Genomic DNA, 26,215 nt, shown 5'->3' with positions numbered 1-26,215 from the left:
GATCGGCATACCAAATAAGTGCCGGTCCTCGACCCGCCCCGACCTGCCCTGACCTGCCCCGATCTGTCCGGCCTCCCCTTCCGCCTTCCCTCTTCCGGCACCGGGCCGCACCGGGCCGCAGCGGGCCGCACCGCGCCCCCTGCCCGTCGGAGGCCGCCGCTAGGCTCTGGCGGATGAGCTTCCACCTGGTCGTCGGACACGGGCCCGCCGGGGCCGCCACCGCCCGCCTGCTGGCCGAACAGGGCCACGAGGTCCGGGTCGTCACCCGCACCGGGCGCCCCGCCGGGCCGGCCGTCCCCGGCGTCGAGCATCTCGTCCTGGACGCGAGCGACCCCGCACAGCTGGCACCGGCCGCCCGCGGTGCCGCCGCCGTCCACGGCTGCGCCGCGCCGCCGCTGCCGCAGTGGGCGCGGCTGTGGCCGGCACTGACCGCCTCGCTGTGCGCGGCGGCCGAGGACAGCGGCGCGGTCCTGGTCATGCTCGGCAACCTGTACGGCTACGGGCCGGTGACCGGCCCGATGACCGAGGACCTGCCGCTCGCCGCGACCGGCCCCAAGGGACGGGTACGGGCGGCGGCCTGGGAGCAGGCGCGGGCGCTGCACGAGGCCGGGCGGATCCGGGCGGTGGAGGTGCGGGCCTCGGACTTCTTCGGCCCCGGCGTCACCGACGGCGGCCACCTGGCGGCACGGGTGATGCCCGGTCTGCTGAAGGGCCGCCCGATCGCCGCCCTCGGCGACCCGGACACCGCGCACAGCTGGACCTACCTGCCGGACGTGGCCCGGGCGATGGCCGAGATCGCCGGCGAGGAGCGGGCCTGGGGCCGGGCCTGGCACGTGCCCACCGCCCCTCCCCTGTCGGCGCGCGCGATGGTCGACCGGCTGGCCGCCGAGGCCGGCGGCGGGCCGGTCGCGGTGCGCCGCCTGCCCGCGGCCGCACTGGCCGTGGCGGGGCTGTTCTCCCCGCTGCTGCGCGAACTGCGGGAGGTGCGCTACCAGTTCGACCGGCCGTTCGTGGTGGACAGCTCCGCGTACGAGGCCGCGTTCGCGGTGCGGGCCACGCCGCTGGAGGAGCAACTGCGGGCGACGGTCGCCTGGTGGCGCGAGCGCGCGCAGCCGTAGCACCGCACGGGCAACCCGCCTGCGCGGAAGTCACCGTGCCCGGTGGCTCCCCGGGTCAGCGGCCCGCCGGGCCTCGGGAACAGCGCGAACGGGGCGTGCGGGGCGTGCGGGGCGTGCGGGGCGTGCGGGGCGGCGAACTCGCCGTCCACGGCGGCCCGTTCGTCGCGCCTGCGGCTTTCTCCCCCCAGTCACCCGGCCGTCCGACGGGGGTCCGGGGGTGACACCGCCCGCAGCGAGTAGAGGACCGGGAGGTAGGAGTCGCCGAACGGGAACCGGTAGGTGCCGTCGGGTCCCTGGGGCAGGATGCGGCGTGCGTCGAACGCGGCCTCGGTGTGCTCGACGAGCCGGTCCACGATCAGTCCCGCTCCGGCGGCCGCCGTCACGATCTCGCCCACCGAATGCGGGTACTGCACCACTTCTTGCGCCGCCATCGGCAGGTCCGGGTCGGCGTACGTGCCCGTCACGGCCTCGCGCTGGGGCTCCCCGCCGCCGTAGGGCCAGTCGGCCACGAACGGCTCGTAGCTCGCCAGGGTCTGGAACGCCGGATGCAGGTCGACCAGCACCAGCCCGCCACGGGGCCGCAGCGCCATCGCCGCACCGCGCATCCACGCGTCGAGGTCACCGATCCAGCACAGCACCCCGTAGGTGGCGATCACGAGGTCGAACCCGTCCGCCAGGCCGGACGGCAGGTTCTGCGTGTCCGCCTCGATGAAATCGGCCACCAGACCGGCGCGCCCGGCCAGTTCACGCGCCCGGGCGATCGCCGCCGGCGAGAAGTCGACCCCGGTCACCCGGGCACCGAGGCGGGCCCAGCTCAGGGTGTCCATGCCGAAGTGGCACTGCAGATGCAGCACGTCCCGACCGGCCACCTCACCGGCCAGCTCCCGTTCGATCCCGTGGAGCGTCTGCCGCCCGGCCAGGAACGAATCGACGTCGTAGAACACGTCGTCGGGGGTCGTCCCGTGCGCCTTCGCCCGGGCGTCCCAGAGGGCGCGATTCGCGGCGAGCCCGTCGTCGAGAGACTTTCCGTTCATGTCCGCAGTCTGACAGGGCCCTTCTGCGAATCACCGTACGGGCCGGGCGCGGCGGCGGGACCGGGACCGGGACCGGGACCGTTCGAGTTCGGCCGGTGGAGCCACCCGTGAGAGCATCGGCCGGTGCGCAGACTGACGGTCCTGGGGACGTGCGGCGCCTGGCCCGAGGCCGGGCGGGGCGCCAGCGGGTTCCTGCTGGAGTACGACGGGTTCCGGCTGGTGCTGGACCTCGGCTACGCGACGTTCCCGCGGTTGCTGGAGCACTGTGCCGCCGGGCACGTCGACGCCGTGGTGATCACTCATGAGCACCCCGACCACTGCGCCGACCTCAGTCCCCTGTGCCGCGCACGCTACTTCGCGCAGGAGCGGGGCGCCCGCCTGCCGCTGTACTGCACCCCCGGAGTGATCGGCCGGGTCCAGGCGATGGAACCGACCGAGGACCTGCTCGATGTCTTCGACGTGCACGCGCTTCCTTCGAGTCACCGGGTGGGACCGTTCCGGCTCGATGCCGCGCTGCTGCCGCATCACGTTCCGCACGCAGGGGTGCGGTTGACCGCGCCGGGTCTGACCCTTGCCTACAGCGGCGACGCGGGAGCGGACCCCGCCCTTGCCCGGCTGGCCGCGGGAGCGGACCTGTTCATCGCCGGAGCCACCCTCCAGGGCCCGTCCGCCGACGGCGGCGACCCCCACCTGATGAGCGCCGCGGAGGCCGGGACGTGGGCGACCCGTTCCGGGGCCGAGCGCCTGCTCCTCACGCACTTCTGGCCCGGCAGCGACCGCACGCGTTCGACCGCCGAGGCCCGGAGCCGGTTCTCGGGCGAGGTGATCGCGGCCGAGGAGGGCATGGTGCTCCCGTTGTAGCCAGTGCTCTGACCGAGAACGTTCACCGGGTTGGCGGCGGTGGGGCCGGAACCGGTTGGATGAGGCGGACATCCAACGGGTGGGGGCGTGGTGGCGGAGCCGGTCAAGGTCAGGAGGCTGACCGACCAGGAGGGCCAGCAGTTACAACGGATCGTGCGCCGGGGCAGCTGCGGCAGTTCACGCTCGCCAACTCGAACCATCCGAACCACACGGTCCGGACCCGCGCTCTGCACGCCTACCTGCGCTGGCGCAACGCGAACGCCCGCCACCCCGAAGACCTAGACCGGCACGCGGACGAAACCCTCGGTCCAGTGGTCCTCATCGATGTCGTACTCTCCGATCTGGAAGCAGTCCGGCTCGTCGGCGAAGCCCGGTAGAAGACGCGCGCGGCGCATCCGCTCCTCGGCCACGGCCTCGGAGGAGTAGATGCCGAGCAGCTTGACGTCGTCGCCGTCCTGCTCGTCGATGAACACGTCCCCGTCGTCGAGATGAATCGTCTCGTCGTTGGGCCCGGCTTCGTTCTGGTGGCTGATGTGCCAGAGGGGATAGACCTTCACGGGCGCAGGCTATCCCGGGCCCAACCGGCGAACGTTCTCGCTCAGAGCACTAGAAAGCGTGGAAGGAGACCCTCCTGTCGCCCGACGGCAGCGGGGCCGGCAGGCCGGGGACGGCGATCCGTCCGGCGTACAGGCCCTCCAGGAAGGACACGGCCCCCTCCGGGTACGACCACCAGCCGCCGCCGCGGCCCCGGACCACGACCGGCCACGTGTCGGGGTCGGCAGCGGCGGTGTGCCAGAGGATCTCGTCGCCGTCCGGGGTGCCCGCCCACGCCAGCAGTGCGGGCCGCGCCCCGTCCCCCTCGCCGGTGGTGTACTCCGCCGGGACGTCCCCCTCCCGGAGGTCGTCCTCCAGGATCTCCCGGTCGGAGCGGACGCCGGAGACGAACGCCGCCTCCGAGCCGGGCACCGGGGTCGACACGAGGAGGAACTCGTCGACCGAGAAGCTGGGGCAGCGGGTCGACAGCTCACGGTAGTCGGAGGGCAGTCCGGTACCGATCCCCTCCCGGATCGCCGCCCAGTCGACGTCGCGGCCACCGGCGGCGGCGGTCAGCCCCGGGAGCCGGAGCATCAGCCGGGCGATCGTCTGCGGCACGTCCATGGCCCCACCTCCGTGATGTTCGCGCGTCCTGCCGGAAGGAGGAGAGCCGTCGGTCGGGCCCCGCGCGTGGCGACCCATCTGACTACCGCACCCGCGCCGCCGGGCGCAACATCGGCGCCCGGGCCCCGCCGGGCGGCGTTGTCGCAGGTGGGACCTAAGGTGCGGGACATGAACGTTCCCGAGGTCATACCGATCCGCCACGAGCCCGACTACCGCACGGACACCATCGGGCGGTGCGAGGGCGGCCAGTTCTACGCGACCGTCGTCGCAGCGTTCCCCGAGGGCTGGAGCGGCGACGACTGGCAGGCCGTGAAGCGCTGGCACGCCGTGCTGCACCGGTTCGACGAGGCCGGCCGCCACCTGGGCTCGCGCATCGAGTCCACCGGCACGACGGCGGACGGCGAGCGGCAGGCGGTCGACGCGGCCTCGCTGCTGCTGGAGCAGTGGCTGGACGCCCTGCCGGGGCGGCACTACCAGGACATCGCCATCGCCCCCTTCGAGGTCCGCTTCGAGGGGGCCCTGTTCGGCCTGGTCCTGGAGGTGGACGAGGACGAGGAGGACCGCGTGCACCTGGAGCTCTACCCGGACGGCCTGGGCTTCTTCGCCCCGTGGGACGGCTGCTACGACACCTGAGCGGCGGCGGCCCGCGCGGCCCGTTCCTCGCTAGGCTCGGCGGTGCCGGGGGCCGCGCGGCCCCGGGGTCTCCTGCGGGAAGGCGGGTGCGCGCATGCTCGGGTACGACGCGGACGGGTTCGTGCGGGACGGGGTGCCGCACCGGGTGGTGGCCGGGGCGGTGCACTACTTCCGGGTGCACCCCGAGCTGTGGGAGGACCGGCTGCGGCGGGTGCGGGCGCTGGGCGTGAACACGGTGGACACCTACGTCCCGTGGAACTTCCACGAACTGCCCGACGGCACCGTGGACTTCACCGGCTGGCGGGACGTGGCGCGCTTCGTGCGCCTCGCCGCCGGCCTGGGGCTGGACGTGATCCTGCGCCCGGGCCCGTACATCTGTGCGGAGTGGGAGTTCGGCGGGCTGCCGGCCCGGCTGCTGGCGGTGGACGGGCTGCGGCTGCGCTGCGCGGACCCGGCGTACCTGGCCGAGGTGGACGGCTGGTTCGACGCGCTGGTGCCCGAGCTGCTGCCGCTGCTGGCGAGCCGGGGCGGGCCGGTGGTGGCGATGCAGGTGGAGAACGAGTACGGCAGCTACGGCGACGACGCCGCCTACCTCGCCCACCTGCGCGACGGCCTGCTGCGGCGCGGGGTGGACTGCCTGCTGTTCACCACGGACGGCGCCCACGACACCATGCAGCAGGGCGGCACCGTCCCGGGCCTCCTCGCCACCGCCACCTTCGGTTCGCGCGCCCCCGAGCGCCTCGCGGTGCTCCGCCGCCACCAGGGCGAGGGCCCGCTGACCGCCATGGAGTTCTGGATCGGCTGGTTCGACCAGTGGGGCCTGCCGCACCACGTCCGCGACCCGAAGGAGACCGCCGCCTCGCTGGACGAACTGCTGGCCACCGGCGCCTCCGTCAGCCTCTACATGGCGCACGGCGGCACCAGCTTCGGCCTGTGGTCCGGCGCCAACCACTCCGGCGCCCACCCGCTGGACGCCGGCTACGAGCCGACCGTCACCAGCTACGACTACGACGCGCCGATCGGCGAGGCCGGCGAGCTGACCGAGAAGTTCCACGCCCTGCGCGAGGTCATCGGCCGCCACCTGCCCCTGCCGGACGGCGAACTGCCCGACCCCCCGCCCCGGGTGGCGCCGCAGCGCCTGGAACGGGCCGACGGGCGCGCGCCCCTGGCGCAGGCCCTGGACGCGCTGTCGCAGCCGCTTCGGCACGCGGCGCCGCTGCCGATGGAGCGGCTCGGGCAGGACCGCGGCCTGATCCACTACCGCACCCGCGTACCGGGCCCGCGCCCCGAACTGCCGCTGCGCATCGACGGGTTGGCCGACCGGGCGCAGGTGTTCGCGGACGGGCGCCCGCTCGGGGTGCTGGAGCGCAACTCCCCCGGCGCGACCCTGCCGCTGGCCACCGGGCCCGACGGGGTGGTGCTGGACATCCTGGTCGAGGCGCTGGGACGGGTGAACTACGGCCCGCAGATGGACGACCGCAAGGGCATCACCCGCGGCGTCTCGCACGGCCACCAGCGGCTCTTCGACTGGCAGATCCGGCCGCTGCCGCTGACCGACCTGTCCGCACTGCGCTTCACGGAGAATACGGAGAATGCCGAGGCCCGCGACGGCGAGCCGGCCTTCCACCGCTTCACCGCCGAACTCCCCTCCCCCGCCGACGCGTTCCTCGCCCTGCCCGACTGGGGCCGCGGACTGCTGTGGCTCAACGGCTTCCTGCTCGGCCGCCACTGCGCCGCCGGCCCCCAGCGCACCCTCTACGCCCCCGCCCCGCTGTGGCGGCCCGGCGCCAACGAACTGGTCGTCCTGGAACTCGAACGCCACGGCACCGCACTGGAGTTGCGCGACCGACCGGACCTCGGCCCGGTCACGGCCGCGCCCAGCTCGGAGTACTGACCGGCCGGGTACGCCCCCCGCGCCCAGGAATCCCCCGGCCTCTCCGGCATCACCGGTCGCGGGGGTCAGGCGTCGAAGCGATGGGTGAACGGGCGCCCGGGGCACGCGCGACACTCGAACAGGTACACACCGCCCAGGTCTCCGAGGCTCAGGTCCGTTCCCTCCCACCGGACGTCGCGGTCCTCGAGCGGAGTCCACGCCTGCCTGCAGTCGTGCTCCTCGGTGCTCCTCACGGTCAGCAGATGGTCCATCGCCGTCCGGCAGGCCGGGCACACCGGCCACTGCGGGTCCTGCCTCCAGCCGGGGAACCCACCCAGCTTGACGCCCGGCGCGGTGGACAGGTGGAACTGGTAGTCCCAGCCCGTCTCCCTCTCCACCTGCTCGAAGCGGCCCTCCAGGGCGTCCCAGATCTCGTACGGCAGGTCCCAACTCGGGTACTCCGTCACCCGCTCCGGATGGACGACGCACGGCCGCGGCACCTGCCCGTACGCGGCGTCCGCCGGCACCGGCGGCGCGGGCCGCACCTCCCCGACCTCCCGCACGGACCGTCAGCAGACCTGCGGCACGACCCACTGGCCGTCGTGACGCAGCGGGCACCAGAGCACCTGGAGCAGGTCCCGTTCCTCCGGGAAGGGCACGAGGTCCAGCACGTCCCGGCGGTGGATCTGGACGACCGCGACCATCGGCGACCCGGGGTGTTCCGGGCACTCCGGCCACGGCTCCGGCGCCGGCCAGAGCAGCGGGCCGCCCACCGAGCTGTCGCGGCACGTCGGCTCGCCCCGACGTGGATGCAGCCTCACGGCCTCCCGGCGGAACGGGGCGACCTCGGGAAACAGCTCTTCGACGTTCAGGGGGCGCGGCGGGGTTCTACGGGTCACGCGTGGACGGTACCGGGGAGCACGGCCCGGGCGCACCGGAGATTCGCCCCGGCGGCCGGCGCGGGCCGGCCGCAGCCAGCGGACGGCGGTCGGCTCTCCGCCCCGCCGGCCGGCAGGGGTGCGGCGCGGCGCGGGAAGTCGGGCCTGCCGGATTCCCGCCCCGCTCAGGGCCCGATCAGGCGCAGCGAGGCCCACAGGGCCAGGACGGCGGCGGTGAGGGTGGCGGGGACGGCGAGCAGGCCCAGGCGGGTGAACTCGCGCAGGTCCACCGGCAGTCCGCGGTCGCGGACGATGCCGCGCCACAGCAGGGTGGCCAGCGAGCCGGCGTAGCTGAGGTTGGGGCCGATGTTCACCCCGAGCAGGACCGCGAGGACGGCGCCGGGTCCGGCCGGGGCGGCCAGCGGCACCAGGGCCAGGGTGGCGGGCAGGTTGTTGATGACGTTGGCGAGGACGGCGGCCAGGGCGGCGGTGGCGAACAGGGCGGGCAGGGCGGTGCCGTCGGGGACGAGGTGGGCCAGGCCGGCGGCCAGGCCGTTGTCGACGACGGCGCGCACCACGATGCCCAGGGCGAGGACGAACGCCAGGAACGGCAGGGCGGCCGAGCGCACCACCGTCGCGGGGGTGGCGTGGCCGCGGGCCAGGGCGCGTGCGGCCAGGACGGTGGCGCCGGCGGCCGCCGCCCAGGCCGGGTCGACGTCCAGTGCGGAGGCGAGGACGAACCCGGCGAGCGTGCAGCCGACGGTGACCAGGGCGAACAGCGGCATGGCGGGGGCCGGTCCGGTCTCGGGCGCCGCGGTGGGGGCGGCGTCCAGGTCGGCGGCGAAGAAGCGGCGCAGCACCAGGTACTCAACGCCGACCGCCGCCAGCCACGGCAGTGTCATCAGGGCGGCGAAGCGGCCGAAGCTCAGACCGCTGGCGGTGAAGGCGAGCAGGTTGGTCAGGTTGGAGACCGGCAGCAGCAGCGAGGCCGTGTTCGACAGGTGGGCGCAGGCGTACAGGTGCGGCCCGGGCCGGGTGCCCAGGCGGGCGGCGGTGGCGAGGACGACGGGGGTGAGGAGTACGACGGTGGCGTCCAGGCTGAGCACCGCGGTGACCAGGGAGGCGACGGTGAACACCTGGACCAGCAGTCGGCGCGGGCGGCCGGCGGCGCTGCGTGCCATCCAGGCCCCGCAGGCGCGGAACAGCCCCTCGTCGTCGCAGAGCTTGGCCAGGACCAGGACGGCGGCCAGGAAGCCGATCACCGGTCCGAGGCGGGCGGCCTCGGCCGTGGCGTGCTCCAGCGGGACGGCGCCGGTCGCCACCAGCAGGGCGGCGGCCGGCACCGCGGCGGCGGCCTCCGGCCAGCCCCAGGGGCGGGCGACGGCGCAGACCAGGACGAGTACCAGCAGGCCTGCGGACAGGGCTTCGGCGCAGGCGGTGTTCAGGGGGGTGCTCCTCGGGGGGCGGGGACGGGTGTCCGTGCGGTGGGCGGTGCTCGGGCCCGGTTCGCGGCCCGGTTCGCGGCCCGGTTCGCGGCCCGGTTCGCGGCCCGGTTCGCGGCCCGGTTCGCGGCCCGGCGCAGCATGCCACACGGGTGGCCGGCGGGCGCCGGGCGGGTCGGCGCGCCCGGGTCGGCCCGCCCGGGTCCGTCGTGCCCAAGCGGCTCCCTGCGCCCGGCCCCGGATCGGGCCAGGTCAGGTCAGGTCAGGTCGGTCAGTCCCACCAGAAGGACCACTGGTGGGCGCCCACCAGCCCCTCGGCGTACTCGGTGAGGCTGCCGGTTCCCTGGAAGACCAGGTCGGGGCAGAAGGCGGTGTGCTCGGCGGCCAGCGGGAGCGCCTCGGCGAGCGTGGCGGGCGGCACGGGGACGCTCAGCTCCAGGGTGTCGAAGCCGACTTCGACGACCTGGGCGCCGAAGCGGCGTTCCCAGTCGGCGAGCACGGTGGCGATCCTGGCGATGTCGTCGTGGTTGGTGGGGCCGCTCCAGCCGCACACCGCGAGGGCCTGGGCGCCGCTGTCGGCCCGCACCAGGCCGAGGCGGGCGTCCTTGACGGACCGCAGCACCTCGGCCAGTTCCCGGGCCTCGGTGCCGGCGGCGCCCTCGGGGACGGTGGCGGCGGGGGCGGGGCCGGGCCAGGTGCGGCCGTAGGGGGCGAGGGCTTCGTCCAGGATCTCGGCGTCCTCGCTGACCTCCCCGTCCTCGTCCTCGTCGACCTGCTTCCACCAGGTGGCCAGCAGGGCGGCCGGGTCGTAGAGGTCGGGTACGGCGGCGTCGACCGGGTACAGCTCGCCGGACAGCCAGGGCCGGTAGTCGGGGCCGGCGGGGTCCAGCGGGGTGAGCAGCAGCGGCCACAGTCCGGTCTGCGGGTGGGCGCGGTGCAGTTGGCGCCAGAGCCCGGCGGGGGCGGGGGCGTCGCTGATCCACAGCAGCGGCTCGGGCCCGTCGTCCGCGGTGACCGTACGGCCGGGCGGCAGGTCGACGGGCAGGTCGACGGGCAGGGCGGCGAGGGCGGCGACGAGGTCCAGGTGCTCGGTCATGCGGCTCACCGTAGGGGCGGGCACCGACAACGGGCGGGGTCGCGAGAAGTCGGCCCCGCCGACTTCTCGCGCGGAGCCCCCGCCCGCGACGCCTCAGGACCAGGGCAGCCCGGCCCGCGTACGCCAGTACGCCCCGGCCGGCTCGGCCATGGTGCCGAGGGCGGCGAGGTCCTCGGGGGTCGGGCGGAGGCCGGTGGCGGCGAGGTTGGAGGCGAGCTGGTCGGGGGTGGCGGCGCCGGAGAGGACGATGTCGGCCCAGGGCTGGGCGGTGGCCGCGGCGAGGGCGAGGGCGTCGGGGGTGGCGGCGGTGCGGTCGGCGAGGGTGCGCAGCGGGGCGGTGTCGGGGCCGGTGGCGTTGCGGCCGGCGAGGCGGCCGTTGGCCATGCCCTCCTTGACGACGACGAGCCATCCGGCCGCGTGGGCTTCGGCGAGGGCGGGGGCGGCGGAGGTCTCCAGCAGGTTCCAGGTGGCCTGGACGGCGGTGAACAGCGGTCCGCCGTCCGCGGTGACGGCGAGGGCGCGGCGGATGGTGTCGGCCTGGGCGGGGCCGCTGGTGGACAGGCCCACCCGGACGCCTTCGGCGGCGAGGTCGGCGAGGCGCCGGTGCAGGGCGGGGTCGGTGAGGGCGGGGCTGTCGGGGGTGACGGAGTGGACGAGGTAGACGTCGAGGTGGTCGCCGAGCAGGGTGCGGGTCTCGTGGATCTGGCGGTCGTAGACGGCGGTGGAGTGCTCCTTGACCTCGTGCGCGGCGACTCCGTCGGTCTGCCAGTCGGCGGTGTAGGTGTAGCCCCATTTGCTGCCGACCGTCACCTCGGCCGCGGCCTCGGGGTGTTCGGCGAGCCACTGGCCGAGGAACTCCTCGGCGCGGCCGTAGGAGCGGGCGGTGTCGAGGTAGCGCACGCCGGCGGCGTACGCGGCGTCGAGCAGGGTGTGGGTGCGTTCGCGCAGGGCGTCGACGGTGCGTTCGGCGGGCAGGTCGGCGTCGCGCCCGAGGTTGATGTAGCCGGGCCGGCCGACGGCCGCCGTGCCCAGGCCGAGGCGCGCGGGGTGCGGGCGCGCGGCGGCGGGGGCGGGGATCGCGGTGGCGGCGGGGTCGGTCGGCATGGCGGGCTCTCCTCGGGCGCGACGGTTCTCACCTGGGACTTTAGCCGCGCGGTGGGGTCGGGGCGTCAGCCGGCCGCGAGGGTGCCGCTGATCCAGGGGGCGTAGGCGGGCACGTCGGTGTACAGGCCGGGGCCGCCCGCGCAGGGCACGCCGGGGGCGCCGGGGCCGGAGGTGGTGCCGACGAGTTCCCAGCGGCCGCCGCGGCCGCGCTGGATCTGGGGGCCACCGGAGTCTCCGAAGCAGGCCATGGCCCGGGGCACCCGGCTGAGCGTGCACAGGCGGGTGGGGTCGGCCCAGCCGGGGGCGCAGTCGGTGGTGGCGCCGATGCGGGTGGGCAGTTCCTGGAGGCGGTCGGGGAAGACCATCCGCTGGTAGTCGGTGGTGTCGACGACGGTGCCGAAGCCGAGCAGCCGGGTGGGGGTGCCGGGGCTGCCGGGGTGTTCGGCGACGCGGACGGGCTGCTGGGGGGCGGGGCGGTCCAGGCGGACCAGGGCCAGGTCGTTCCGGTTGGGGCGGGTGGCGCCGTCGCCGAACTCGAAGCCGGGGTGGACGACGACGCGGTCGACCCTGCGCACGGTGCCGCCGCTGTCGCGGTGGGCGCTGCCGATGCGCACGGTGCCCTTGAGGGTGACGCCGGTGTCCTCGGTGCCGACCACGCAGTGGGCGGCGGTCAGCACCCACTGGCGGTCGATCAGGGTGGCGCCGCAGGCTCCGTCGGCGAGTTGCTCGGCGCTCAGCGGGAGGGTGGCCATGAAGGGGTAGCGCTCGGTGGAGTCGCGGCCGTTGACGATGGCCGAGGCGCTCGTGCTCATGGCGGTGGCGCCGAGCGCGGCGGCCAGGGCGGTGACGGCGGCGGCCCGGGCGGCGGCGCGGGCGGTGGTGCGGACGGTCGTACGGAAGGGCACGGGTGACGGCCTTTCGGTTCGGCTGGTGCTGACGGCTCCAGCCAACCCGGCGCCGGCCCGCCGGAACACCCGGCCAGCGGGCCGCCGTGACCTGGGGGTATCCCCCGCTCGCGCCGTCGGGCTACCAGGCGGGCCGCCCGCTCTCCCTCGGCGACACCGACGGCGACGCGGGGGCAGTGCCGCGCTCGGGGGCGGTGCTGCGCTCAGGGGTGGTGCCGCGCTCGCGTTCGCGCTCGGGCCCGGTCGCGGGCCCGGACCCGGGCCAGCCCGAGGAGGAGGTGCGGACGGCCTGAACGGGCGCGGCGATCGGCGCCTCCAGCGGACGGGCGGCGCGCACCGGCGCGGCGGTCCGGGTGACGGCCGGAGTGACGGCCTGGTCCAGGCGCAGCACGAAGTTGACGTAGTCGAGCGGCTTGCCCGGCCAGTGGCAGTCGTTGCTGGTGAGCAACTGGCTGCGCAGGCCGCCGTGTTCGGTGACCGGTCCGGGGGTGGTGCGCAGGTTGGGCTGCCAGCTGCGGCCCCGCAGGTGGTGTTCCAGGGACAGCGTCCAGCTCTCCTCGTCCACCTCGATGGCGGCGCCGACCCGCCCGGCCAGCACCCGCAGCCCGTACGCGCCGCGCACGACGGCCCGCTGGTCGAAGTCGGCGCTCCTGCCGACGACGGTGATCCGCCATGCTCCGTGGAACCTGAGCACGCCTGCCTCCTGACGCCGCGGCGCCCGCTCCGGCAGAGGGCGCCCCTTCCACGTCTACGGCCCCGACCCGGCCCCCGGCTCAACGGCTGGGAGGGTGGGGCCCCGGCCCGTGACGGCCGCCGCGATCCGCCGGGCGGCCTGGGCGGGCGTGAGGTGGGTGGTGTCGAGGACCTCGGCCTCGGCGTGCAGCCAGGTGCGGGCCGCCTCGGCGTAGGGTTCGAGGTGCCTGAGGCGGAAGGAGGAGGGGCCGAGGACGGTGTCCCCCTCGATCCGTCCGCGGAGGGTCCCCTGGTCGGCGTGGAGGACGAAGTGCCGTACCGGGATGGCACGTTGGGCGAGGCCCGCACTGATCTCCCGCCAGTACCGCTCGACCAGGACGGTCATGGGCATCACCAGGGTGCCGCCGGTGTAGTCGAGCACCCGGTGGGCGGTCTCGACCACGAGCTGCCGCCACGGCGGCCAGTGCTGGAAGTTGTCCGTCCGGGGCAGCCCCGGCGTGATGTCCATGAGGGTCTCGCCGACCTTCTCGGCGTCGAACACCCGCGCATCCGGAATCAGCGGCTGCAGGAGTGCGCCGGTCGTCGTTTTGCCCGCGCCGTGGGTGCCGTTGAGCCATACGATCACGGCTCGATGTTAGGGCGTGCCTAGTCCCGCGCGGAGCCCTGGGGGCGCGGGGCGCCCGCCACGCGGCGCTCGCCGCCGTTGCGCTCCTGCCAGAGGCGGTACACCTCGACGGCGTCCTCGCGCGGCTCGTGGCGCATCGGCAGCCTGCGCTCCTGCCACGGCTTGGCGAACTCGTCGTAGAAGGTGCCCAGTTCGAAGTACTTGCGGTCGTCGACGTAGTGGGGCTCGTAGGCGTCGCGGGTGGTGAGGAAGACGACCTCGTCGGGAGAGCAGTAGTAGAGCGAGCCCAGGCACATCGGGCAGGGGTGGGCGAGCACGTAGACGGTGGTGCCGGTCAGGTGCTCGGTGCCGAGCCTGGTGCAGGCCTCGCGGATGGCGAGGATCTCCGCGTGGGCGGTGGGGTCGCCGGTCTGGGCGACCCTGTTGGGGCTCTCCGCGAGGATCTCGCCGTCCTTGACGATGACGGTCGCGAACGGGCGGCCGCCCTCGGTGACGTTCTGGCGGGCGATGTCGATGGTGCGCTGGACGAAGTCCATCAGGGCCTCCGGGGCGGGAGCGGGGGGAAGGGGCAGAGGTAAGGGACGGGGGGCAAGGGGCGGGCCGGGGTGGGGGTCCCGGCCCGCCCCCGATCGGCAGGGCTCGGCCGCAAGGGCCGGTCAGAAGGGCTTGGTCGGCAGGTACTTGCCGTCCAGGGTGATGATCGCGCGCTCGCCGCCCTCGGGGTCGGCGACCTTCCGCACGTCGAGCCTGAAGTTGATCGCGGAGATGATGCCGTCGCCGAACTCCTCGTGCACCAGGGCCTTGAGGGTCGTGCCGTAGACCTGGAGCATCTCGTAGAAGCGGTACATCGTCGGGTCGGTGGGGATGCGGTTGGGCATCGAGCCGCGGACCGGGACGGTCTGCAGCAGCAGCGCCGCGTCCTCGTCCAGGCCGAGCAGTTCGGCCACGGCCTTCGCGGACTCCTCCGGCAGCGGGTGCTGGCCGAGGACGGCGGCGGTGGTGAAGGCCACCGACAGGCCGGAGGCCTCGGCGATCCGCTTCCACGAGAGGTTCTTGCGGATCTTGGCGTCGACGGCGGCGTCGGCCAGCGCCTCGCGGGCGCTCTGGTTGAACTGGGCGTGCACCATGGCGGTTGTCCTTCTCTCTGCGAGGGGTCCACGTCACCCGGGAACGGGGGCGACGCGAGGGGGTACGGGGGGTCGGGGGGTCAGGCGGCGAGCGCGGGGGCGCCGGCGGTGAGGACCTCGACGCGGCCGGTGGGGATGTCGTAGACCCAGCCGTGCAGGGCGACCCCGCCCGCGGCGAGGACGCGGGCGACCGAGGGGTGGGTGGCCAGGTTCGCCAGCTGGGCGAGCACGTTCTGGCGGACCAGCGCGGGGACGTCGCCGTCGGCGGCGGTGCGGGCCACGGAGGCGTCGGCGTGGCGCAGCCAGGTGGCGACCGCGGGGGCGCCGCTGAGGTCGTGGCCCTCGGCGAGGGCGGTCATCGCGCCGCAGGCGGAGTGGCCGCAGACGACGATGTCCCGCACGCCGAGTGCGGCGACGGCGTACTCGATGCTGGCCGCGACGCCGTCGGCCTCGGGTGTGTGGGCGGGCACCAGGTTGCCGGCGGTGCGGATGACGAACAGGTCGCCCGGCTCGGTGCCGGTGATCAGCTCGGGGACGACGCGGGCGTCGGAGCAGCCGATGAACAGGGTGTCCGGGGCGTGGTGCGTGGCCAGGTGGGCGAAGAGCTCCGCCTTGGCCGGGAAGACGTCCCGCTGGAAACGGGCGACGCCGTCGGTGAGGTCCTGCACTGGTCACTCCCTTCGGGTGGTGGCCGGCCTCGGTGGGCCGGTGAGATCCACCATGCATGACCTGTGCCTATAGCGTCCAAGAGCTGTCGGGCATGGAAGCCATTGGTCGCATCTATAGTGTGTTCCATGGCCGCTCCCGAACTGCGTCACCTGCGCTATCTGCTCGCCGTCGCCGAACACGGCAGCTTCACCCGCGCCGCCGAGGAGCTGCACATCTCCCAGCCCACGCTCTCCCAGCAGATCAGGCAGCTGGAGAGGACCCTGGGCGTGCAGCTGCTGGACCGCACCGGCCGCACCGTGCGGCTCACCGACGCCGGCGCCGTCTACACCGACCACGCCCGGCGCGCGCTGCGCGACCTGGCCGCCGCCGAACGCGCCGTCCACGACGTCCAGGACCTCTCCCGCGGCCACCTGCGCCTGGGCGTCACCCCCACCTTCACCGCCTACCTGGTCGGCCCGCTCACCGCCGAGCTCCACGCCCGCCACCCCGGCGTCGGCCTCACCCTGACCGAGACCACCCAGGACCGCATCGAGGCCGCGCTGCTCGCCGACGACCTCGACCTCGGCATCGCCTTCGCCGGCGCCCACCCGCCCGGCCTCACCGCCACCGCGCTGTTCACCGAGACCCTCAGCCTCGTCACCGGCTCCTCGCGCGCCCGGACACTGCCCGACCCGCTACCGGTCCACGCCCTCAAGGACGAACAACTCGCCCTGCTCAGCGGTGACTTCGCCACCCGGGGCCACATCGACGGCTACTTCGCCCGCCACCGGGCCGCCCCGCGCATCACGGTCGAGGCCAACTCCGTCCAGGCCCTCACCGAGATCGTCCGGCGCACCGGCCTGGCCACCGTCCTGCCCGACGCCCTCGCCCACGACCACCCCCACCTCGCCCCCGTCCCGCTCGACCCTCCGCTGCCCACCCGCACCGTCACCCTCCTGCACCGCGAGGGCGCCTACCGCAGCGCCGCCGCCCGCGCCTTCACCCGCCTCACCCGCGACCTCGTCCACACCCGCGGCTACCCGCCGGCCCCGTAGTCCGCACGGCGCCCCGGCCCCTGACGGGCTCTCGGCAAGCGGCGGGCGACACCGGCCCGGTCAGCGGCGGGCGGCGGCGGCCAGGGAGCGGAGCTGGACGTGGACGGCGGCGGGTTCGGTGCCGGTGAGCGCGGCGATCTCGGCGGCGGACAGGTCGAGGACCAGGTGCAGCAGCAGGACGTCCTGCTGGGCGGCGGTGAGGTGGGCGACCGGGCCCAGCGGCCGGGGGCCGGCCAGGGTGCAGACCCGGCGGCGCACCGCCTGCCAGGCATAGGCGGCCGGGCTGGCGGTGGACAGGGCGTCGAGCCAGTGGCTGCCGAGTTCCTCGAAGGCGGCGCGGACGGCCAGGGGCGCGTCGGCGGGCGGCAGGAGCAGTTCGGCGTAGTCGAGGTAGTGGCGCAGGTGCAGGTCGTGCAGCGCCCACAGGCCCAGGGCGGGCCCGGGGGCTGCCGATCGGCGTCGTGGTGTCGGCATGGTGGTGTCCCGAGGTGGCGCGGGTGGGTGCTGGTCCGCGGCGGGTGCCCGGTCCGCGGCCGGGGCGCGGGTGGCGCGTCCCGGCCGCGGACCGGGTCACACGAGCACCGACGGGTTGTCGTCGGTGCCTTCGCGGCCCGCCGCCGCGGGGTGGCCGGGGCCCTCGCCCCGTTCGGCGGCGAGGCTGGTGCGCAGGGTCGCCCACAGGCGGAACAGGATGTCCGTCGGGGTGCCGGCGCTGGAGGACTGCATGGCCCGGACGAACTCGCTGTGGTACGTACGCGAGTTGACCGGCAGCGGGGTGCGGGCGTTGTTCGTCCGGTCCCAGGCCGCCGCCCACAGGGCGCGGCGGGCCTCCTTGACCCCGCAGACCTCCATGTAGGCGAGGAAGACGGGTTTGCGCAGCGGGGCCTCGCCCTTGAGGACCAGGGCCAGCGTGCTGGAGGGCAGGCGTCCGCCCCGGTCGCGGGCCCGGCGGTCCAGTTCCCGCAGGGATGGCCAGTCGGCCTTGCGGCGCATCTCGTGCATCGCCCGGCGCAGGTCCGCGAAGGAGTCGACCTGCTGGGGGTCGACCCGCCGGGGTGCGCGCAGCCGCCGGCTGCCCGAGGGGCGCGGCACGTGGGCCCAGTAGTTGGCCTGGACCCACTTGCGCCGGGCGGTCTTGAGGTCGCCGCCGCATTCGCGCACGACGGCCTCGACGACCTTCCAGCTCGGTACGGAGCGCCCGCCGGCGGCCCGTTGCAGGGTGGTGGGGTGGTAGTTGGTCCGAGCGGCGAGCTGACGGTACGTCAACCCGGCCTGCTCGCGCTGCTCCCGCAGCCAGACGGCCAGCCGGCCCAGCGCCGGCTCGGTCGCCCCGATCGGATTCTCTCGGCGTCCCATCTCGGGCAGGCGCTCTTCCTAGGCCCGCTCCCGTCGGAGCCTCGCGGCCAACAGGCATCCGCCCGTGGCCAGTTCGAGCGCGGCCCCGGCCGACATGCCCGTCGCCACCAGGGCGGCGGCCAGTGCGACCGTCAGGACGACCACGACGACGACCACGGCCGCTTCACCGGCCGCGAGCGGCCGGTACGGGCGCGGGCGCGGCGGTACCGGTTGCGCCGCCGCGCAGTGGGTAGGGGTGTGGGCGCGCTTGTTCCGCTTCCTCGTCATCGAGGAGTCCTCCATATCACTGTCCACTCCAACTGGCGGGCACTTGTGCGGTTGGCGTCGCACTGTGTGCCCGGTGGGCACACACTCTGTCAGGCGTACGGGTGAATCCCAATCGGTTCGGTGAACATCGCGAAGATTGATGCGCCACGGTCCCGGCCCCTGGCCGCAATCTCGTGAACGCCCTATCAGAAACGCACAGTTCAACGAACTGAAACCGGATTTTGATGCGCCTTTGTGCAGCATGCCCTTGTGAGCCGTCCTGGCTGGATGTGACGATTTGCAGCGGCGTCACCCGGACCCGCGGGTCCGGAACCCGGGGCGCTGTGCACTCCAACAACTCGGGAACATCGGCAGCGGGCCGTGTTGGCGCATGGGTCCGCCCGAACAGCAGAGACCGCCCGGCCCTGGTGGCCCGAGCGGTCTCTCTGCGTTCCGGCGGAGCTCAGTGGGCGGGCGTCGGGTCGTGACCGGTCAGCTCGCAGCTGGCCGCCCACAGCCGCGCGGCGGTCGCGGTGTCGGCCAGGTGGTCCCAGAGCGGCTCGGTCCTGGGCGTGCCGCGCAGCCCGAACGCGCGGGGGCTCCACAGCTGACCGCCGCGCACGGCCGGGTCGAGCACGGCCCGGACGGCGGGCCAGGCGGCGGCGTCCTTGCCCTGGACGACGAGCCCGAGCGGCAGGTGGCGCAGCCGCTCGCCGGTGGTGCGGACGTGGACGGGCGGGCGCGAGGGGGTGAGGGAGTCGAGCGCGCCGCCGGGGTGGACGAGCACGCTCAGTGTCGTGCTGCGGGCGGCGCGCAGGCGGCGGTCGAGTTCGAGGGCGAAGAGCATCTGGGCCAACTTGGAGCGCGCGTAGGCGCGCTTGGGCCGGTAGTCGCGGGTGCTCTGGAGGTCGTCGAGGTCCAGGCGTTCGGACTTGGCGGCGAAGCTGCCGGTGGTGACGATGCGGCTTCCGGGGGCGGCCGCGAGCAGGGGTGCCAGGTGGTGGGTCAGCGCGAAGTGCCCGAGGTGGTTGGTGGCGAGCATCAGCTCGTGGCCGCCGGCGGTCTCGCGGCGCGGCGGGTGGTCGAGCGCCACGCCGGCGTTGTGGACGACCGCGTCGAGCCGGTCCAGTCCGAGCGCGTCCACGGACGGGCCGAGCGAGGCGAGGTCGGCCAGGTCCAGGGGCAGGTGCTCCACCCTGGCCCCGGGGACGCGCGAGCCGATGGAGGCGATCGCCGCTTCGGCCCTCGCCCGGTCACGGCTGCCGAGGACGACCGTGGCCCCGGCGGCGGCGAGCTGCTCGGCGACGAAGTACCCGATGCCCGCGTTGCCGCCGGTGACCAGGACGTTCCTCCCCTCGGCGCGGGGCAGCCGGTGGACGTCCCACGGCGAATCCTGGCGCCGGGCCTGGAACTGGGCCTGGCGCTGGGACTGAGGCTGGCGCTGGGACTGGGACTGGGGCTGGGAGGGCATGGCGGGCTCCTGGAACTCGGCACGGTGATCCGGCGGTACGGGCGGACCCGCGCATCGCAGCCGGTCCCGCCCGGTTCCCAGGCTCCCTCGGGCCACTCGCATCCCACCGGCAGCTCACCGTCCTCACTGTCGGCCCACCGGCACCGGGCACACCCGAGGCGAGGGGCGGGGCGCCCCGTGGCGCGCCCCTCCCCTCGCCGGCCGGTCCGGCTACTCGCGGGGGCGGCCCAGCAGGGCGGCCGAGCTCGGGTCGCCGACGCGGGTCGCCACCGCCCCCTTGAGCACGGTCAGTGCGGCCGGCAGCGCCGCGACCGCCGCCGCCTTGAGTGAGCTGATCGACGTGAGGTCGAACCTGTCGGCCAGCAGCAGGCCGAGGAACGCCGCGGCGTACGTGGCGACGGTGCGCTCGACCAGATCGAGGATGAACTTCCGCATGGTCAGGACTCCTTCGCGGTGGAGGCGGTGAGGTGCCGGTCTGTGCGCGACGGTCGCGCGGGCGTCGGGGTCGGCGTTCGGAAGGCATGCGGCAGGCGCCGTCGGGGAGTTGCCGCCCCTCATGTACACGTTCACGCCATCGATTCCGACGACGGTCCCGGCGGGCGATTCCGGCGGGCGATTCCGGCGGCCCCGCGCCGTACACCTCATCCCAGCGGGGTGCTCAGCTCCATGGCGCGCAGGGCCGCCGTCAGGGCCGGTGCGTCGCCGACGTCCAGGGCCGTGTCCGTCAGCTTGATGACGTGCTCGTCGCCGTGCGCCAGCGCCCGCTCGAAGACCTCCTCGGGGGTGAACGCGCCGGGCGGGACGTACCCGGCCGGTGCGGCGGGCGCGTACATCGCCGTCACCGCCGCCGAGGCCGTCCAGGCCGCCCGCAGGCTCGCCGGCCACAGTGCCCGCGGGAGCGCGGGCAGCGTGCGCAGCACGGCGTTGGGGGCCGTGGCCGCGTGGACGAGCATCGTCTCCTCGCCGTGGCCGTGGGTGGCGTAGCGGTGGGTCGCCGCCCGGACCAGTTCGGCGAGGCGGCCGGGCACCTCCCCCGGAAGGGGTGCCTCGGCCCCGGCCCACACCGGCAGGGCCGTGACGCGGCCGAGCCTTTCCGGGAAGCCCCCGTCCCGGACGTCGACGGCCGGCACCGCGTCGAGGGCGGCGGCCGCGGAGGCGGCGCCCGGCAGGCGGGCGGGCACCGCGACGCTCCGGTGGCGGGCCGCCCAGTAGCCCAGGCCGTGGGCGAGTTCCGCCAGGCGCGGCCCGGTGGCCTCGCCGGCCAGCAGCGTGCGCACCGCGTGGCCCACCCGGATCACCGGGTGCGTCGACCCGCCGTACAGGCCGGGCAGCAGCCGCGGCCACCACCGGGCCAGCACCTCGCGCCAGGGGCGCTCGGCGACCTCCCGCTCGAAGTGGCCGATCCAGTCGGCCGCACGCCTCGGATCGCCGAGCGCCGTACGCCAGTTGGTGTCCGTCACCGGCTCGACGCGGGGCGGGAGGTCCTCCAGCTTGCGCGCGTAGAGGTCGAGCCAGCGGTGCACCGACGGCGCCTGTCCGCGGGCGGTGAGGGCCTCGACGGCCATCGGCGCGTGGTTGGTGAGCCGTCCGAGCCGCTCGGGCCCGCAGGCGTGCAGTCGTTGGAGCGCTTCGTCCAGAATCCCTGTCGTGTCCACGGGAAAGGACCGTAGGCGGGACGCCGGGGCGGCGTAACGGGCTGGAGTCCTAGGCCCGGCGCGGGCTCCCGGGCCGGGCCCCGGTCAGCCGGTGGGCGTGCCGACCCGGTCGCGTTCGAGGGCGGACCGCAGGGTCGACAGGGCCTGTGCGACCGCCGCCAGCGCGGGGGCGTCGAGGGCGCCGCCGAGCAGCTCGGCCAGGCCGCCGGTGTAGGTCCGCTCGGCGTCCCGGACGAGCCGCGCGCCGGCGTCGGTGAGGTCCAGGAGCGAGGACCGGCGGTCCGAGGGGTTGGGTCGGCGGGCCGCCCATCCCTGCTTCTCCAGGCGGTCGACGCCCTTGCTGGTCGCGCCGACGCCGATGGCGAACTCGGCGGCGATGTCAGCCACTCGGCAGCCCGGGTGGTCGCGCAGGTAGCCGAGGAACTCGTACTGCGAGAGGACGATCCCGTGCCGCTCGCGCAGGCGCTCGCCGAGGTCGTTGTAGAGGCGTGTCTCGCACCGGACCAGGTCGGCGAAGAGCCCGGGGAGCCCGGCCCCGGCACGGTCACCGCTCGATGTATATTCCACGGCATATAGTGTACCGGAAGCTACTTACGGCAGGAGCACGCCCATGAGCAGGGAGCAGCGCATCCGGGTCGACGGGATCCTGCGGCAGCAGGGCCCCGCGGGGCCCCGGTCGGTCGAGGAGGTCCGGGCCGGATTCCGGGAGCTGATGGCCCGGATGATCGTGCCCCACGACAGCATCCGCACCGCCCCGACGACGCTGGGCGGCCGCCCCGCCCTGCGGGTGGAGCCGGTCGGCGGGCCCGGCACGGGAGAGCGGGCTGCCCCGGGCGCCGCCGGGACGATCCTCTACTTCCACGGCGGCGGCTGGGTCTTCGGCTCGCCCGGAACGGCCCTCTCCCTGACCGGGAACCTCGTGGCCAGGACCGGCCTCGGGGCGTACTCGCTGGACTACCGGCTCGCCCCCGAGCACCCCTTCCCGGCCGCGATCGAGGACGCCCTGAGCGCCTACCGCGCCCTGCTCGACCGGGGCGAGGACCCCTCGGCCGTCGTCTTCGCGGGCGACTCCGCCGGCGGTGGCCTGGCCGTCACCACCTGCCTCGCCGCGCGGGACGCGGGCCTGCCGCTGCCCGCCGCCCTGCTGGCCTTCTCCCCGGGCCTCGACGCGACCCGCAGCGGCGCGAGCATGGAGACCAGGGAGGGCGTCGACCCCGTCTTCACCCGCGCGGGCCTGGAACGCACCGGAGCCATGTACCTCGCCGGGGCCGACCCGCACCAGCCGCTGCTCAGCCCGGCCGTCTGCGCCGACCTGACCGGCTTCCCCCCGATGCTGATCCAGGTCGGCGGCAACGAGATGCTGCTGGACGACTCCACCCGCCTGGCCGCCCGGGCGAGCGCGGCGGGCGTGGACGTCGTCCTCGACGTCACCGCCGACGTGCCGCACGTGTTCCAGGCGTTCGCCGGCGTCCTCGACGAGGCGGACGAGGCGCTGGACCGCGCCGCCCTGTTCCTGCGCCGGCGAGTCCGCGCGGCAGCCGCCCCACGAACCAACGGCACGGTGTAGCAAGCCGGTTCGGCCCCGACCGCGGGGCCGGGCGGGGCCGAGCGGCCCGGGGCCCGGCCCCCTCCCCCGGGCGCCGCCCGGTCCCGCGTGGACACGGTCCGGGGAGCCGTCGAGGATGGATGCCGCAGGCGTCCCGCCGGGCGGGCGAGGAGGAACGATGGATCCACCGCACACGGCCCGGGCCCGTCGCCCGGCGACCGCCCGGGGGCCTGCGGGCCCGCGCCGACTGCGGTTCGACGGCTGGATCGCCGGCATCGGCACCGCCTCCGGCACGCGCGTGGTCGTGGGCCACTGGGCGGCCTCGCCGTTCGGGCCGTTCTCCGACGTCATGGTCGAGCACGCCGACGGGACCCGGATCCTGCTGGCGCCCACCGAGGGGACGGCGGAGTTCATCGCCGGCACGTACGCCTTCGACCGGGTGCGGGTCGTACCGGTCGCGGTGCAGCGGGGCGCGACGCGCTGGCGGGTCACGGCGGGCCCGCTCGACCTGCGCTTCACCACCGGGCGGCGCGGCGTTCTGGGGCTCGCGCTCAGGGCGGTGCCCGGGCCGATCGCGGCCCGGCCCGGCTGGACCGCGGTGACCGACCCGCTCGCCCGGCTCCTGCTCGGCGTGCGGACCCGGGGCACCGCGGGCCGGGGCCGGCGCGAGTGGTACGGCGTCCGCGACCTCCACGCGGTCACCGCGGTGACCGCCGTGCTCGACGGCCGACGGCTCGGCCCGCTCGCACCGGTCGCACCGGTGCGGTTCGGCTTCGGTTCCACCCCGCGGCGGCCCTCGCTCGTCCGCGTGACGACCACCGTGGCCACGCGCTGACGGCGCCGACGAGCGATGACGCGCGATCACATGGGCGTCCGTTCGCTCAACTCCGTGGACCCGCCCGGGTCGTGGCGGATACCGTCGGGCCATGAAGGAACTGATCCGCCGGAGGTGGCCGCTGCCGCTGGCGGGCGCGGCGCTCGCGCTGCTGGTGTTCGGCCTGAGCCTGTCCGGCATGCTCGCGCAGCACCGGGCGGCGGACCGCATCGACGCCTCGCCACTGCGCGTGGACGCCACGATCAGCGCCGAGCGGAACAGGGAGAAGAGCGGGGTGGAGCGCACCCTCACGTACCGGGTCGGCGAGCGCGAGTACAGTACGACCTCGCTCAAGGTCGGGCGCGCCGTCGCCCACCCGGCCGTCGGCGTGACCGTTCCCCTGGAGGTGGCCGCGGACCACCCGGCGACGGCCCGCGTGCTGGGTACCCACTACCCCGACGACGACATGCCCGACACCCAGTTGCTCATCGCGACGTTCTCCGCCATGGCCCTGCTGACCTGCCTGTGGTTCGTCGTCACCGGCGTGCGAAGCCGCTCCCGTACGCCGTCCCCGGCCCCCGGGGACCGGCCCGCGGAACCCGCGAGCCCCTGAGCATGCGCGGGCCCTCGCGAACGGGTCGCCGTACGGACGCGGCCCGGGCCTACCGGGGCCCGTGCGGGCTGCCGATCCGCAGCAGATTGCCGCTGCGGTCGACCAGGGCGAACTCCCGCATCCGGTAGGCGGTGTCGGCGGGCGGGGTCAGACGGCTGCCGGTGGCCGGGTCGGTGGGCACGCCGAGCCGGGCCCAGTCGCGGTGCAGTGCGTCCGCGTCCCGCACCTGCAGGTAGCAACCGGCGGCGGTGGACAGCGGGTCCACCCCGGGGTCGTGGCGGAAGTGCAGTTCGACCGTGCCCCGGACGAGGATCAGGTAGCCGTCCTCGCCGTCCCAGCGCCCGCGCGGCTCGAAGCCCAGGCGGGCGTAGAACTCCTGGGTCTCGTCCAGGTCCCGGCTGGGCAGGACCGGCACCGCGTACTCGTCCATGACGCCACCGTAGGTCACGCCGCCGACGATCGCCCCGCCGCCGGGGCGGTGGGGCGGCGGACCGGTGGCCGCTGCGGCCCGACTGCCCCGAATCGACCCGGCGGCCGACGGTGGACGGTGGACGGTGGACGGTGGACGGTGGACGCGCTCGGCAACCGGGCGGGCACGGAGGGGAGTTGAGTACGGGCGCGGATTGCGGGGCCGGGTGCGGGCGGGACAGGGTGTGGGGCGCAGACGCGCGTGCGACCCGAGAGGACTCCCTGCTGGTGAAGAAGCTGCTGAAGGACGTGGCCACGAGCCTCGTCCATCTCGTCGTCATGCTGGTGAACCCGGTCCTCAACGGTGTGCAGTCGCTGCGGGCGATGCACTGGCCCACCGAGCGGCGCAGGCTGAAGCTGATCGACTCGCCGGCGGCGCGGGCGGCCCGGGCGGCGGAGCGGGAGCGGATCCGGGGGCTGGTCGAGGCGCTGGGGGCGGTGGAGGGGGTCGAGCACGTGCTGACCCAGGTCCTGGACCAGTCCACCCTCCCGTCCTCCTACGGCCTGGACCACCCCCGGGACACCCTGCTGGTCTGCCGGATCTACGCCCGCGCCTACTTCGTCGTCCGGGAGGACGCCGGGGACGTCCTCGACGTCCTGCGGCGGATCGAGGCGGCGGACGTGGTCCCGTGGCAGGCCCACGGCCAGGGGCCGGACCCGGCCGGCAGCCTCGACCACGCGCTGCGCTGGCACCGCGACGGCGGAGTCGACGCCGACGGCTGGCGGATGCAGTCCCCCTGCCTGTCCAGCCCCGGCGCGACGCTGACCTGGGACCGGGACGGCATCCCCCACCGGGACCCGATCCCGGCGGGCCCGTACATCAACCGGCTCTACGTGTTCGAGCAGACGCCGGCGGACGTGGACGCGGCGCAGCTGCTGAGCGAGGTCCGCGCGGACGGGCGGGGCGTGGTCCTGGAGCTGGCGTTCGGTGCGAACTGGGTCGGCTACTGCCAGTACCACAAGGTGGCGCGCGGCGGCTTCCTGGGACGCGGGCGGCTCTGAGCCGGGGCTCCGGGGGCAAGGGCTCTTCGGGCAGCGACCGGGCGGCGCCCGGAGCGGCCGGGAAGGCCGCCCGGGCGCGCCTCACCCGTTCAGCCGCGGCTCAGCACTGGGGCCGGCGGCCGTGGTTGGCCCCGCGCCTGGCCCTGGCCTTCTTCTTGCGGCGGCGCTTCGACGACATGGCCACTCCTCTCGCGACCGGGACGCTCCCGGGCTACCACCGTTCCACACCCGGGCGGGCCCGGCCCGTCGAGCGGACCGGAGCCGTCGGGCGGCGGTGTGCGGGGCTCAGGCGCCGTCGCCCGCCAGGGCTGCCCGCCAGGCCGGGCTGTCCACGTAGTGGTTGTCGAAGCGCTCCGCCGAGGCGGCGATCGCGCCCGGGTCGCTCTCGCCGCGCATGACGCTGCCCAGCAGGCGCAGGTAGTCGAAGCGGTCCATGCCGGGGGTGAACACGCACAGCACGTCGGCCTCGGCGCCGGGGGCGGCGGCGAAGGCGTGCGGGGTGTGCGGGGGCACGGCGAGGAAGTCGCCCGCGCCCAGCACGGAGACCTCCTCGCCGACCAGCACCCGCAGCGAACCGCTGATCACGAAGAACAGCTCCCAGGCCCGGGTGTGGAAGTGGGCGGGTGCTCCGGGGGCGCCGGCGGCGAAGGTGGAGCGGTAGACCGTGAAGCCGCCCTCCTCCGGGGCCGAGTCGGCCAGCAGGGTCATGGTGGAGCTCGGGTCGGTGCAGGTCTCGGCCTCGGCGCAGCGGGTCAGGACGGGGGCGGCGGTGGTCTTCGTCGTCGTCATGTGAC

The 26,215-nt window shown here is 75.2% G+C and carries 32 protein-coding genes and 1 pseudogene; 10 read left to right on the top strand and 23 right to left on the bottom strand.

Annotated elements, in window-relative coordinates; genetic code table 11:
- Positions 1-173 precede the first annotated feature (173 nt).
- The gene (locus ACFVUY_RS30245) at positions 174-1,118 is read left to right on the top strand and encodes an NAD-dependent epimerase/dehydratase family protein (RefSeq protein ID WP_387735250.1); all 945 of its coding nucleotides are present in this window, start codon (positions 174-176) and stop codon (positions 1,116-1,118) included.
- A 188-nt stretch (positions 1,119-1,306) separates the two neighbouring features.
- On the opposite strand, the gene ACFVUY_RS30240 is transcribed toward ACFVUY_RS30245, so the two are convergent.
- Positions 1,307-2,152, bottom strand: a complete 846-nt coding sequence (locus tag ACFVUY_RS30240; RefSeq protein WP_387735248.1) for a class I SAM-dependent methyltransferase — start codon at positions 2,150-2,152, stop codon at positions 1,307-1,309.
- Positions 2,153-2,275: 123 nt separating this feature from the next.
- On the opposite strand from ACFVUY_RS30240, the gene ACFVUY_RS30235 reads away from it, so the two are divergent.
- Together ACFVUY_RS30235 and ACFVUY_RS30230 are read left to right on the top strand one after the other, a co-directional pair.
- Positions 2,276-3,013 (top strand): MBL fold metallo-hydrolase, encoded by a 738-nt coding sequence (locus ACFVUY_RS30235; protein ID WP_387690414.1) that lies wholly within the window; start codon positions 2,276-2,278, stop codon positions 3,011-3,013.
- Positions 3,014-3,174: 161 nt separating this feature from the next.
- Positions 3,175-3,294, top strand: a pseudogene (locus ACFVUY_RS30230) (IS630 family transposase); the annotation flags it as partial.
- On the opposite strand, the gene ACFVUY_RS30225 reads toward ACFVUY_RS30230, so the two are convergent.
- The gene (locus ACFVUY_RS30225) at positions 3,292-3,570 is read right to left on the bottom strand and encodes a hypothetical protein (protein ID WP_387735246.1); all 279 of its coding nucleotides are present in this window, start codon (positions 3,568-3,570) and stop codon (positions 3,292-3,294) included. The pseudogene ACFVUY_RS30230 and the gene ACFVUY_RS30225 sit on opposite strands and share 3 nt — an antisense overlap.
- Before the next feature lie 49 nt (positions 3,571-3,619).
- Positions 3,620-4,171 carry a hypothetical protein gene (locus ACFVUY_RS30220; RefSeq protein ID WP_387735244.1) on the bottom strand — a complete coding sequence of 184 codons (552 nt, stop codon included), beginning with the start codon at positions 4,169-4,171 and terminating at the stop codon, positions 3,620-3,622.
- A 168-nt stretch (positions 4,172-4,339) separates the two neighbouring features.
- Here ACFVUY_RS30220 and ACFVUY_RS30215 point away from each other — a divergent pair, with 168 nt between their 5' ends.
- Positions 4,340-4,804: a hypothetical protein gene (locus ACFVUY_RS30215; RefSeq protein ID WP_387735242.1), complete on the top strand. Its 465-nt coding sequence runs from the start codon at positions 4,340-4,342 to the stop codon at positions 4,802-4,804.
- A gap of 94 nt (positions 4,805-4,898) precedes the next feature.
- Positions 4,899-6,698, top strand: coding sequence for a beta-galactosidase family protein (locus tag ACFVUY_RS30210; RefSeq protein ID WP_387735239.1), 1,800 nt, complete (start codon positions 4,899-4,901; stop codon positions 6,696-6,698).
- Between the two features lie 65 nt (positions 6,699-6,763).
- Here the strand turns inward: ACFVUY_RS30210 and ACFVUY_RS30205 are convergent, their stop codons facing one another.
- From ACFVUY_RS30205 to ACFVUY_RS30155, 11 genes are all read right to left on the bottom strand, one after another.
- Entirely contained in the window at positions 6,764-7,240 is a 477-nt protein-coding gene (locus ACFVUY_RS30205; protein WP_387735236.1) for a hypothetical protein, read from the bottom strand.
- A 6-nt stretch (positions 7,241-7,246) separates the two neighbouring features.
- On the bottom strand, positions 7,247-7,576 hold the full coding sequence (locus ACFVUY_RS30200) for a hypothetical protein (RefSeq protein WP_387735233.1): 330 nt from the start codon (positions 7,574-7,576) through the stop codon (positions 7,247-7,249).
- Positions 7,577-7,740: 164 nt separating this feature from the next.
- Positions 7,741-9,000, bottom strand: coding sequence for an SLC13 family permease (locus ACFVUY_RS30195; RefSeq protein ID WP_387690722.1), 1,260 nt, complete (start codon positions 8,998-9,000; stop codon positions 7,741-7,743).
- Between the two features lie 268 nt (positions 9,001-9,268).
- Positions 9,269-10,093, bottom strand: a complete 825-nt coding sequence (locus ACFVUY_RS30190; protein WP_387690423.1) for a DUF4253 domain-containing protein — start codon at positions 10,091-10,093, stop codon at positions 9,269-9,271.
- Positions 10,094-10,186: 93 nt separating this feature from the next.
- Positions 10,187-11,197 carry an aldo/keto reductase gene (locus ACFVUY_RS30185; RefSeq protein WP_387735230.1) on the bottom strand — a complete coding sequence of 337 codons (1,011 nt, stop codon included), beginning with the start codon at positions 11,195-11,197 and terminating at the stop codon, positions 10,187-10,189.
- Positions 11,198-11,262: 65 nt separating this feature from the next.
- Positions 11,263-12,102 (bottom strand): S1 family peptidase, encoded by an 840-nt coding sequence (locus ACFVUY_RS30180; RefSeq protein WP_387735227.1) that lies wholly within the window; start codon positions 12,100-12,102, stop codon positions 11,263-11,265.
- A gap of 121 nt (positions 12,103-12,223) precedes the next feature.
- A complete protein-coding gene (locus tag ACFVUY_RS30175) occupies positions 12,224-12,796 on the bottom strand; it encodes a hypothetical protein (RefSeq protein ID WP_387735224.1) in 573 nt (190 codons plus the stop codon).
- 54 nt (positions 12,797-12,850) lie between these two features.
- Positions 12,851-13,420, bottom strand: coding sequence for an ATP-binding protein (locus ACFVUY_RS30170; RefSeq protein ID WP_387690426.1), 570 nt, complete (start codon positions 13,418-13,420; stop codon positions 12,851-12,853).
- Between the two features lie 20 nt (positions 13,421-13,440).
- On the bottom strand, positions 13,441-13,956 hold the full coding sequence (locus ACFVUY_RS30165) for a nucleoside deaminase (RefSeq protein ID WP_387690428.1): 516 nt from the start codon (positions 13,954-13,956) through the stop codon (positions 13,441-13,443).
- A gap of 120 nt (positions 13,957-14,076) precedes the next feature.
- Complete coding sequence (cynS, locus tag ACFVUY_RS30160) at positions 14,077-14,547, bottom strand: cyanase (RefSeq protein ID WP_387735223.1); 471 nt, start codon at positions 14,545-14,547, stop codon at positions 14,077-14,079.
- An 80-nt stretch (positions 14,548-14,627) separates the two neighbouring features.
- Entirely contained in the window at positions 14,628-15,215 is a 588-nt protein-coding gene (locus tag ACFVUY_RS30155) for a carbonic anhydrase (RefSeq protein ID WP_387735220.1), read from the bottom strand.
- 126 nt (positions 15,216-15,341) lie between these two features.
- Between ACFVUY_RS30155 and cynR the strand changes: the two genes are divergently transcribed.
- Positions 15,342-16,250 (top strand): transcriptional regulator CynR, encoded by a 909-nt coding sequence (gene cynR / locus ACFVUY_RS30150; protein ID WP_387735218.1) that lies wholly within the window; start codon positions 15,342-15,344, stop codon positions 16,248-16,250.
- Positions 16,251-16,310: 60 nt separating this feature from the next.
- Here cynR and ACFVUY_RS30145 read toward each other — a convergent pair whose 3' ends face one another.
- The 7 genes from ACFVUY_RS30145 to ACFVUY_RS30115 form a co-directional block, all read right to left on the bottom strand.
- Positions 16,311-16,724 (bottom strand): sigma factor-like helix-turn-helix DNA-binding protein, encoded by a 414-nt coding sequence (locus tag ACFVUY_RS30145; RefSeq protein WP_387735216.1) that lies wholly within the window; start codon positions 16,722-16,724, stop codon positions 16,311-16,313.
- A 96-nt stretch (positions 16,725-16,820) separates the two neighbouring features.
- On the bottom strand, positions 16,821-17,606 hold the full coding sequence (locus tag ACFVUY_RS30140; protein WP_359906539.1) for a helix-turn-helix transcriptional regulator: 786 nt from the start codon (positions 17,604-17,606) through the stop codon (positions 16,821-16,823).
- Positions 17,607-17,624: 18 nt separating this feature from the next.
- Positions 17,625-17,873, bottom strand: coding sequence for a hypothetical protein (locus ACFVUY_RS30135; protein ID WP_387690437.1), 249 nt, complete (start codon positions 17,871-17,873; stop codon positions 17,625-17,627).
- Between the two features lie 442 nt (positions 17,874-18,315).
- On the bottom strand, positions 18,316-19,323 hold the full coding sequence (locus ACFVUY_RS30130; protein WP_387735214.1) for an SDR family NAD(P)-dependent oxidoreductase: 1,008 nt from the start codon (positions 19,321-19,323) through the stop codon (positions 18,316-18,318).
- 210 nt (positions 19,324-19,533) lie between these two features.
- On the bottom strand, positions 19,534-19,758 hold the full coding sequence (locus tag ACFVUY_RS30125) for a holin (protein ID WP_387690440.1): 225 nt from the start codon (positions 19,756-19,758) through the stop codon (positions 19,534-19,536).
- 206 nt (positions 19,759-19,964) lie between these two features.
- Positions 19,965-20,978, bottom strand: a complete 1,014-nt coding sequence (locus tag ACFVUY_RS30120) for a questin oxidase family protein (protein WP_387735211.1) — start codon at positions 20,976-20,978, stop codon at positions 19,965-19,967.
- 84 nt (positions 20,979-21,062) lie between these two features.
- Entirely contained in the window at positions 21,063-21,545 is a 483-nt protein-coding gene (locus ACFVUY_RS30115; protein WP_387690444.1) for a MarR family winged helix-turn-helix transcriptional regulator, read from the bottom strand.
- Positions 21,546-21,588: 43 nt separating this feature from the next.
- Between ACFVUY_RS30115 and ACFVUY_RS30110 the strand changes: the two genes are divergently transcribed.
- From ACFVUY_RS30110 to ACFVUY_RS30100, 3 genes are all read left to right on the top strand, one after another.
- The gene (locus ACFVUY_RS30110; RefSeq protein WP_387690446.1) at positions 21,589-22,545 is read left to right on the top strand and encodes an alpha/beta hydrolase; all 957 of its coding nucleotides are present in this window, start codon (positions 21,589-21,591) and stop codon (positions 22,543-22,545) included.
- A 157-nt stretch (positions 22,546-22,702) separates the two neighbouring features.
- Positions 22,703-23,359 (top strand): hypothetical protein, encoded by a 657-nt coding sequence (locus ACFVUY_RS30105; protein ID WP_387690448.1) that lies wholly within the window; start codon positions 22,703-22,705, stop codon positions 23,357-23,359.
- A gap of 91 nt (positions 23,360-23,450) precedes the next feature.
- Positions 23,451-23,951, top strand: a complete 501-nt coding sequence (locus tag ACFVUY_RS30100) for a hypothetical protein (RefSeq protein ID WP_387690450.1) — start codon at positions 23,451-23,453, stop codon at positions 23,949-23,951.
- A gap of 49 nt (positions 23,952-24,000) precedes the next feature.
- Here ACFVUY_RS30100 and ACFVUY_RS30095 read toward each other — a convergent pair whose 3' ends face one another.
- Positions 24,001-24,399 (bottom strand): bleomycin resistance protein, encoded by a 399-nt coding sequence (locus ACFVUY_RS30095; RefSeq protein WP_387735208.1) that lies wholly within the window; start codon positions 24,397-24,399, stop codon positions 24,001-24,003.
- 248 nt (positions 24,400-24,647) lie between these two features.
- On the opposite strand from ACFVUY_RS30095, the gene ACFVUY_RS30090 reads away from it, so the two are divergent.
- Positions 24,648-25,421 carry a hypothetical protein gene (locus ACFVUY_RS30090; RefSeq protein ID WP_387735205.1) on the top strand — a complete coding sequence of 258 codons (774 nt, stop codon included), beginning with the start codon at positions 24,648-24,650 and terminating at the stop codon, positions 25,419-25,421.
- Between the two features lie 285 nt (positions 25,422-25,706).
- On the opposite strand, the gene ACFVUY_RS30085 is transcribed toward ACFVUY_RS30090, so the two are convergent.
- Positions 25,707-26,210: a cupin domain-containing protein gene (locus ACFVUY_RS30085; RefSeq protein ID WP_387735202.1), complete on the bottom strand. Its 504-nt coding sequence runs from the start codon at positions 26,208-26,210 to the stop codon at positions 25,707-25,709.
- Positions 26,211-26,215: the final 5 nt, after the last annotated feature.

Source organism: Kitasatospora sp. NPDC058063 (assembly GCF_042885395.1).
Classification (GTDB): Bacteria; Actinomycetota; Actinomycetes; order Streptomycetales; family Streptomycetaceae; genus Kitasatospora; species Kitasatospora lactacystinica.
The sequence above is the reverse complement of the archived record's forward strand: the minus strand, read 5'-3'. Positions and strand labels throughout refer to the sequence as shown.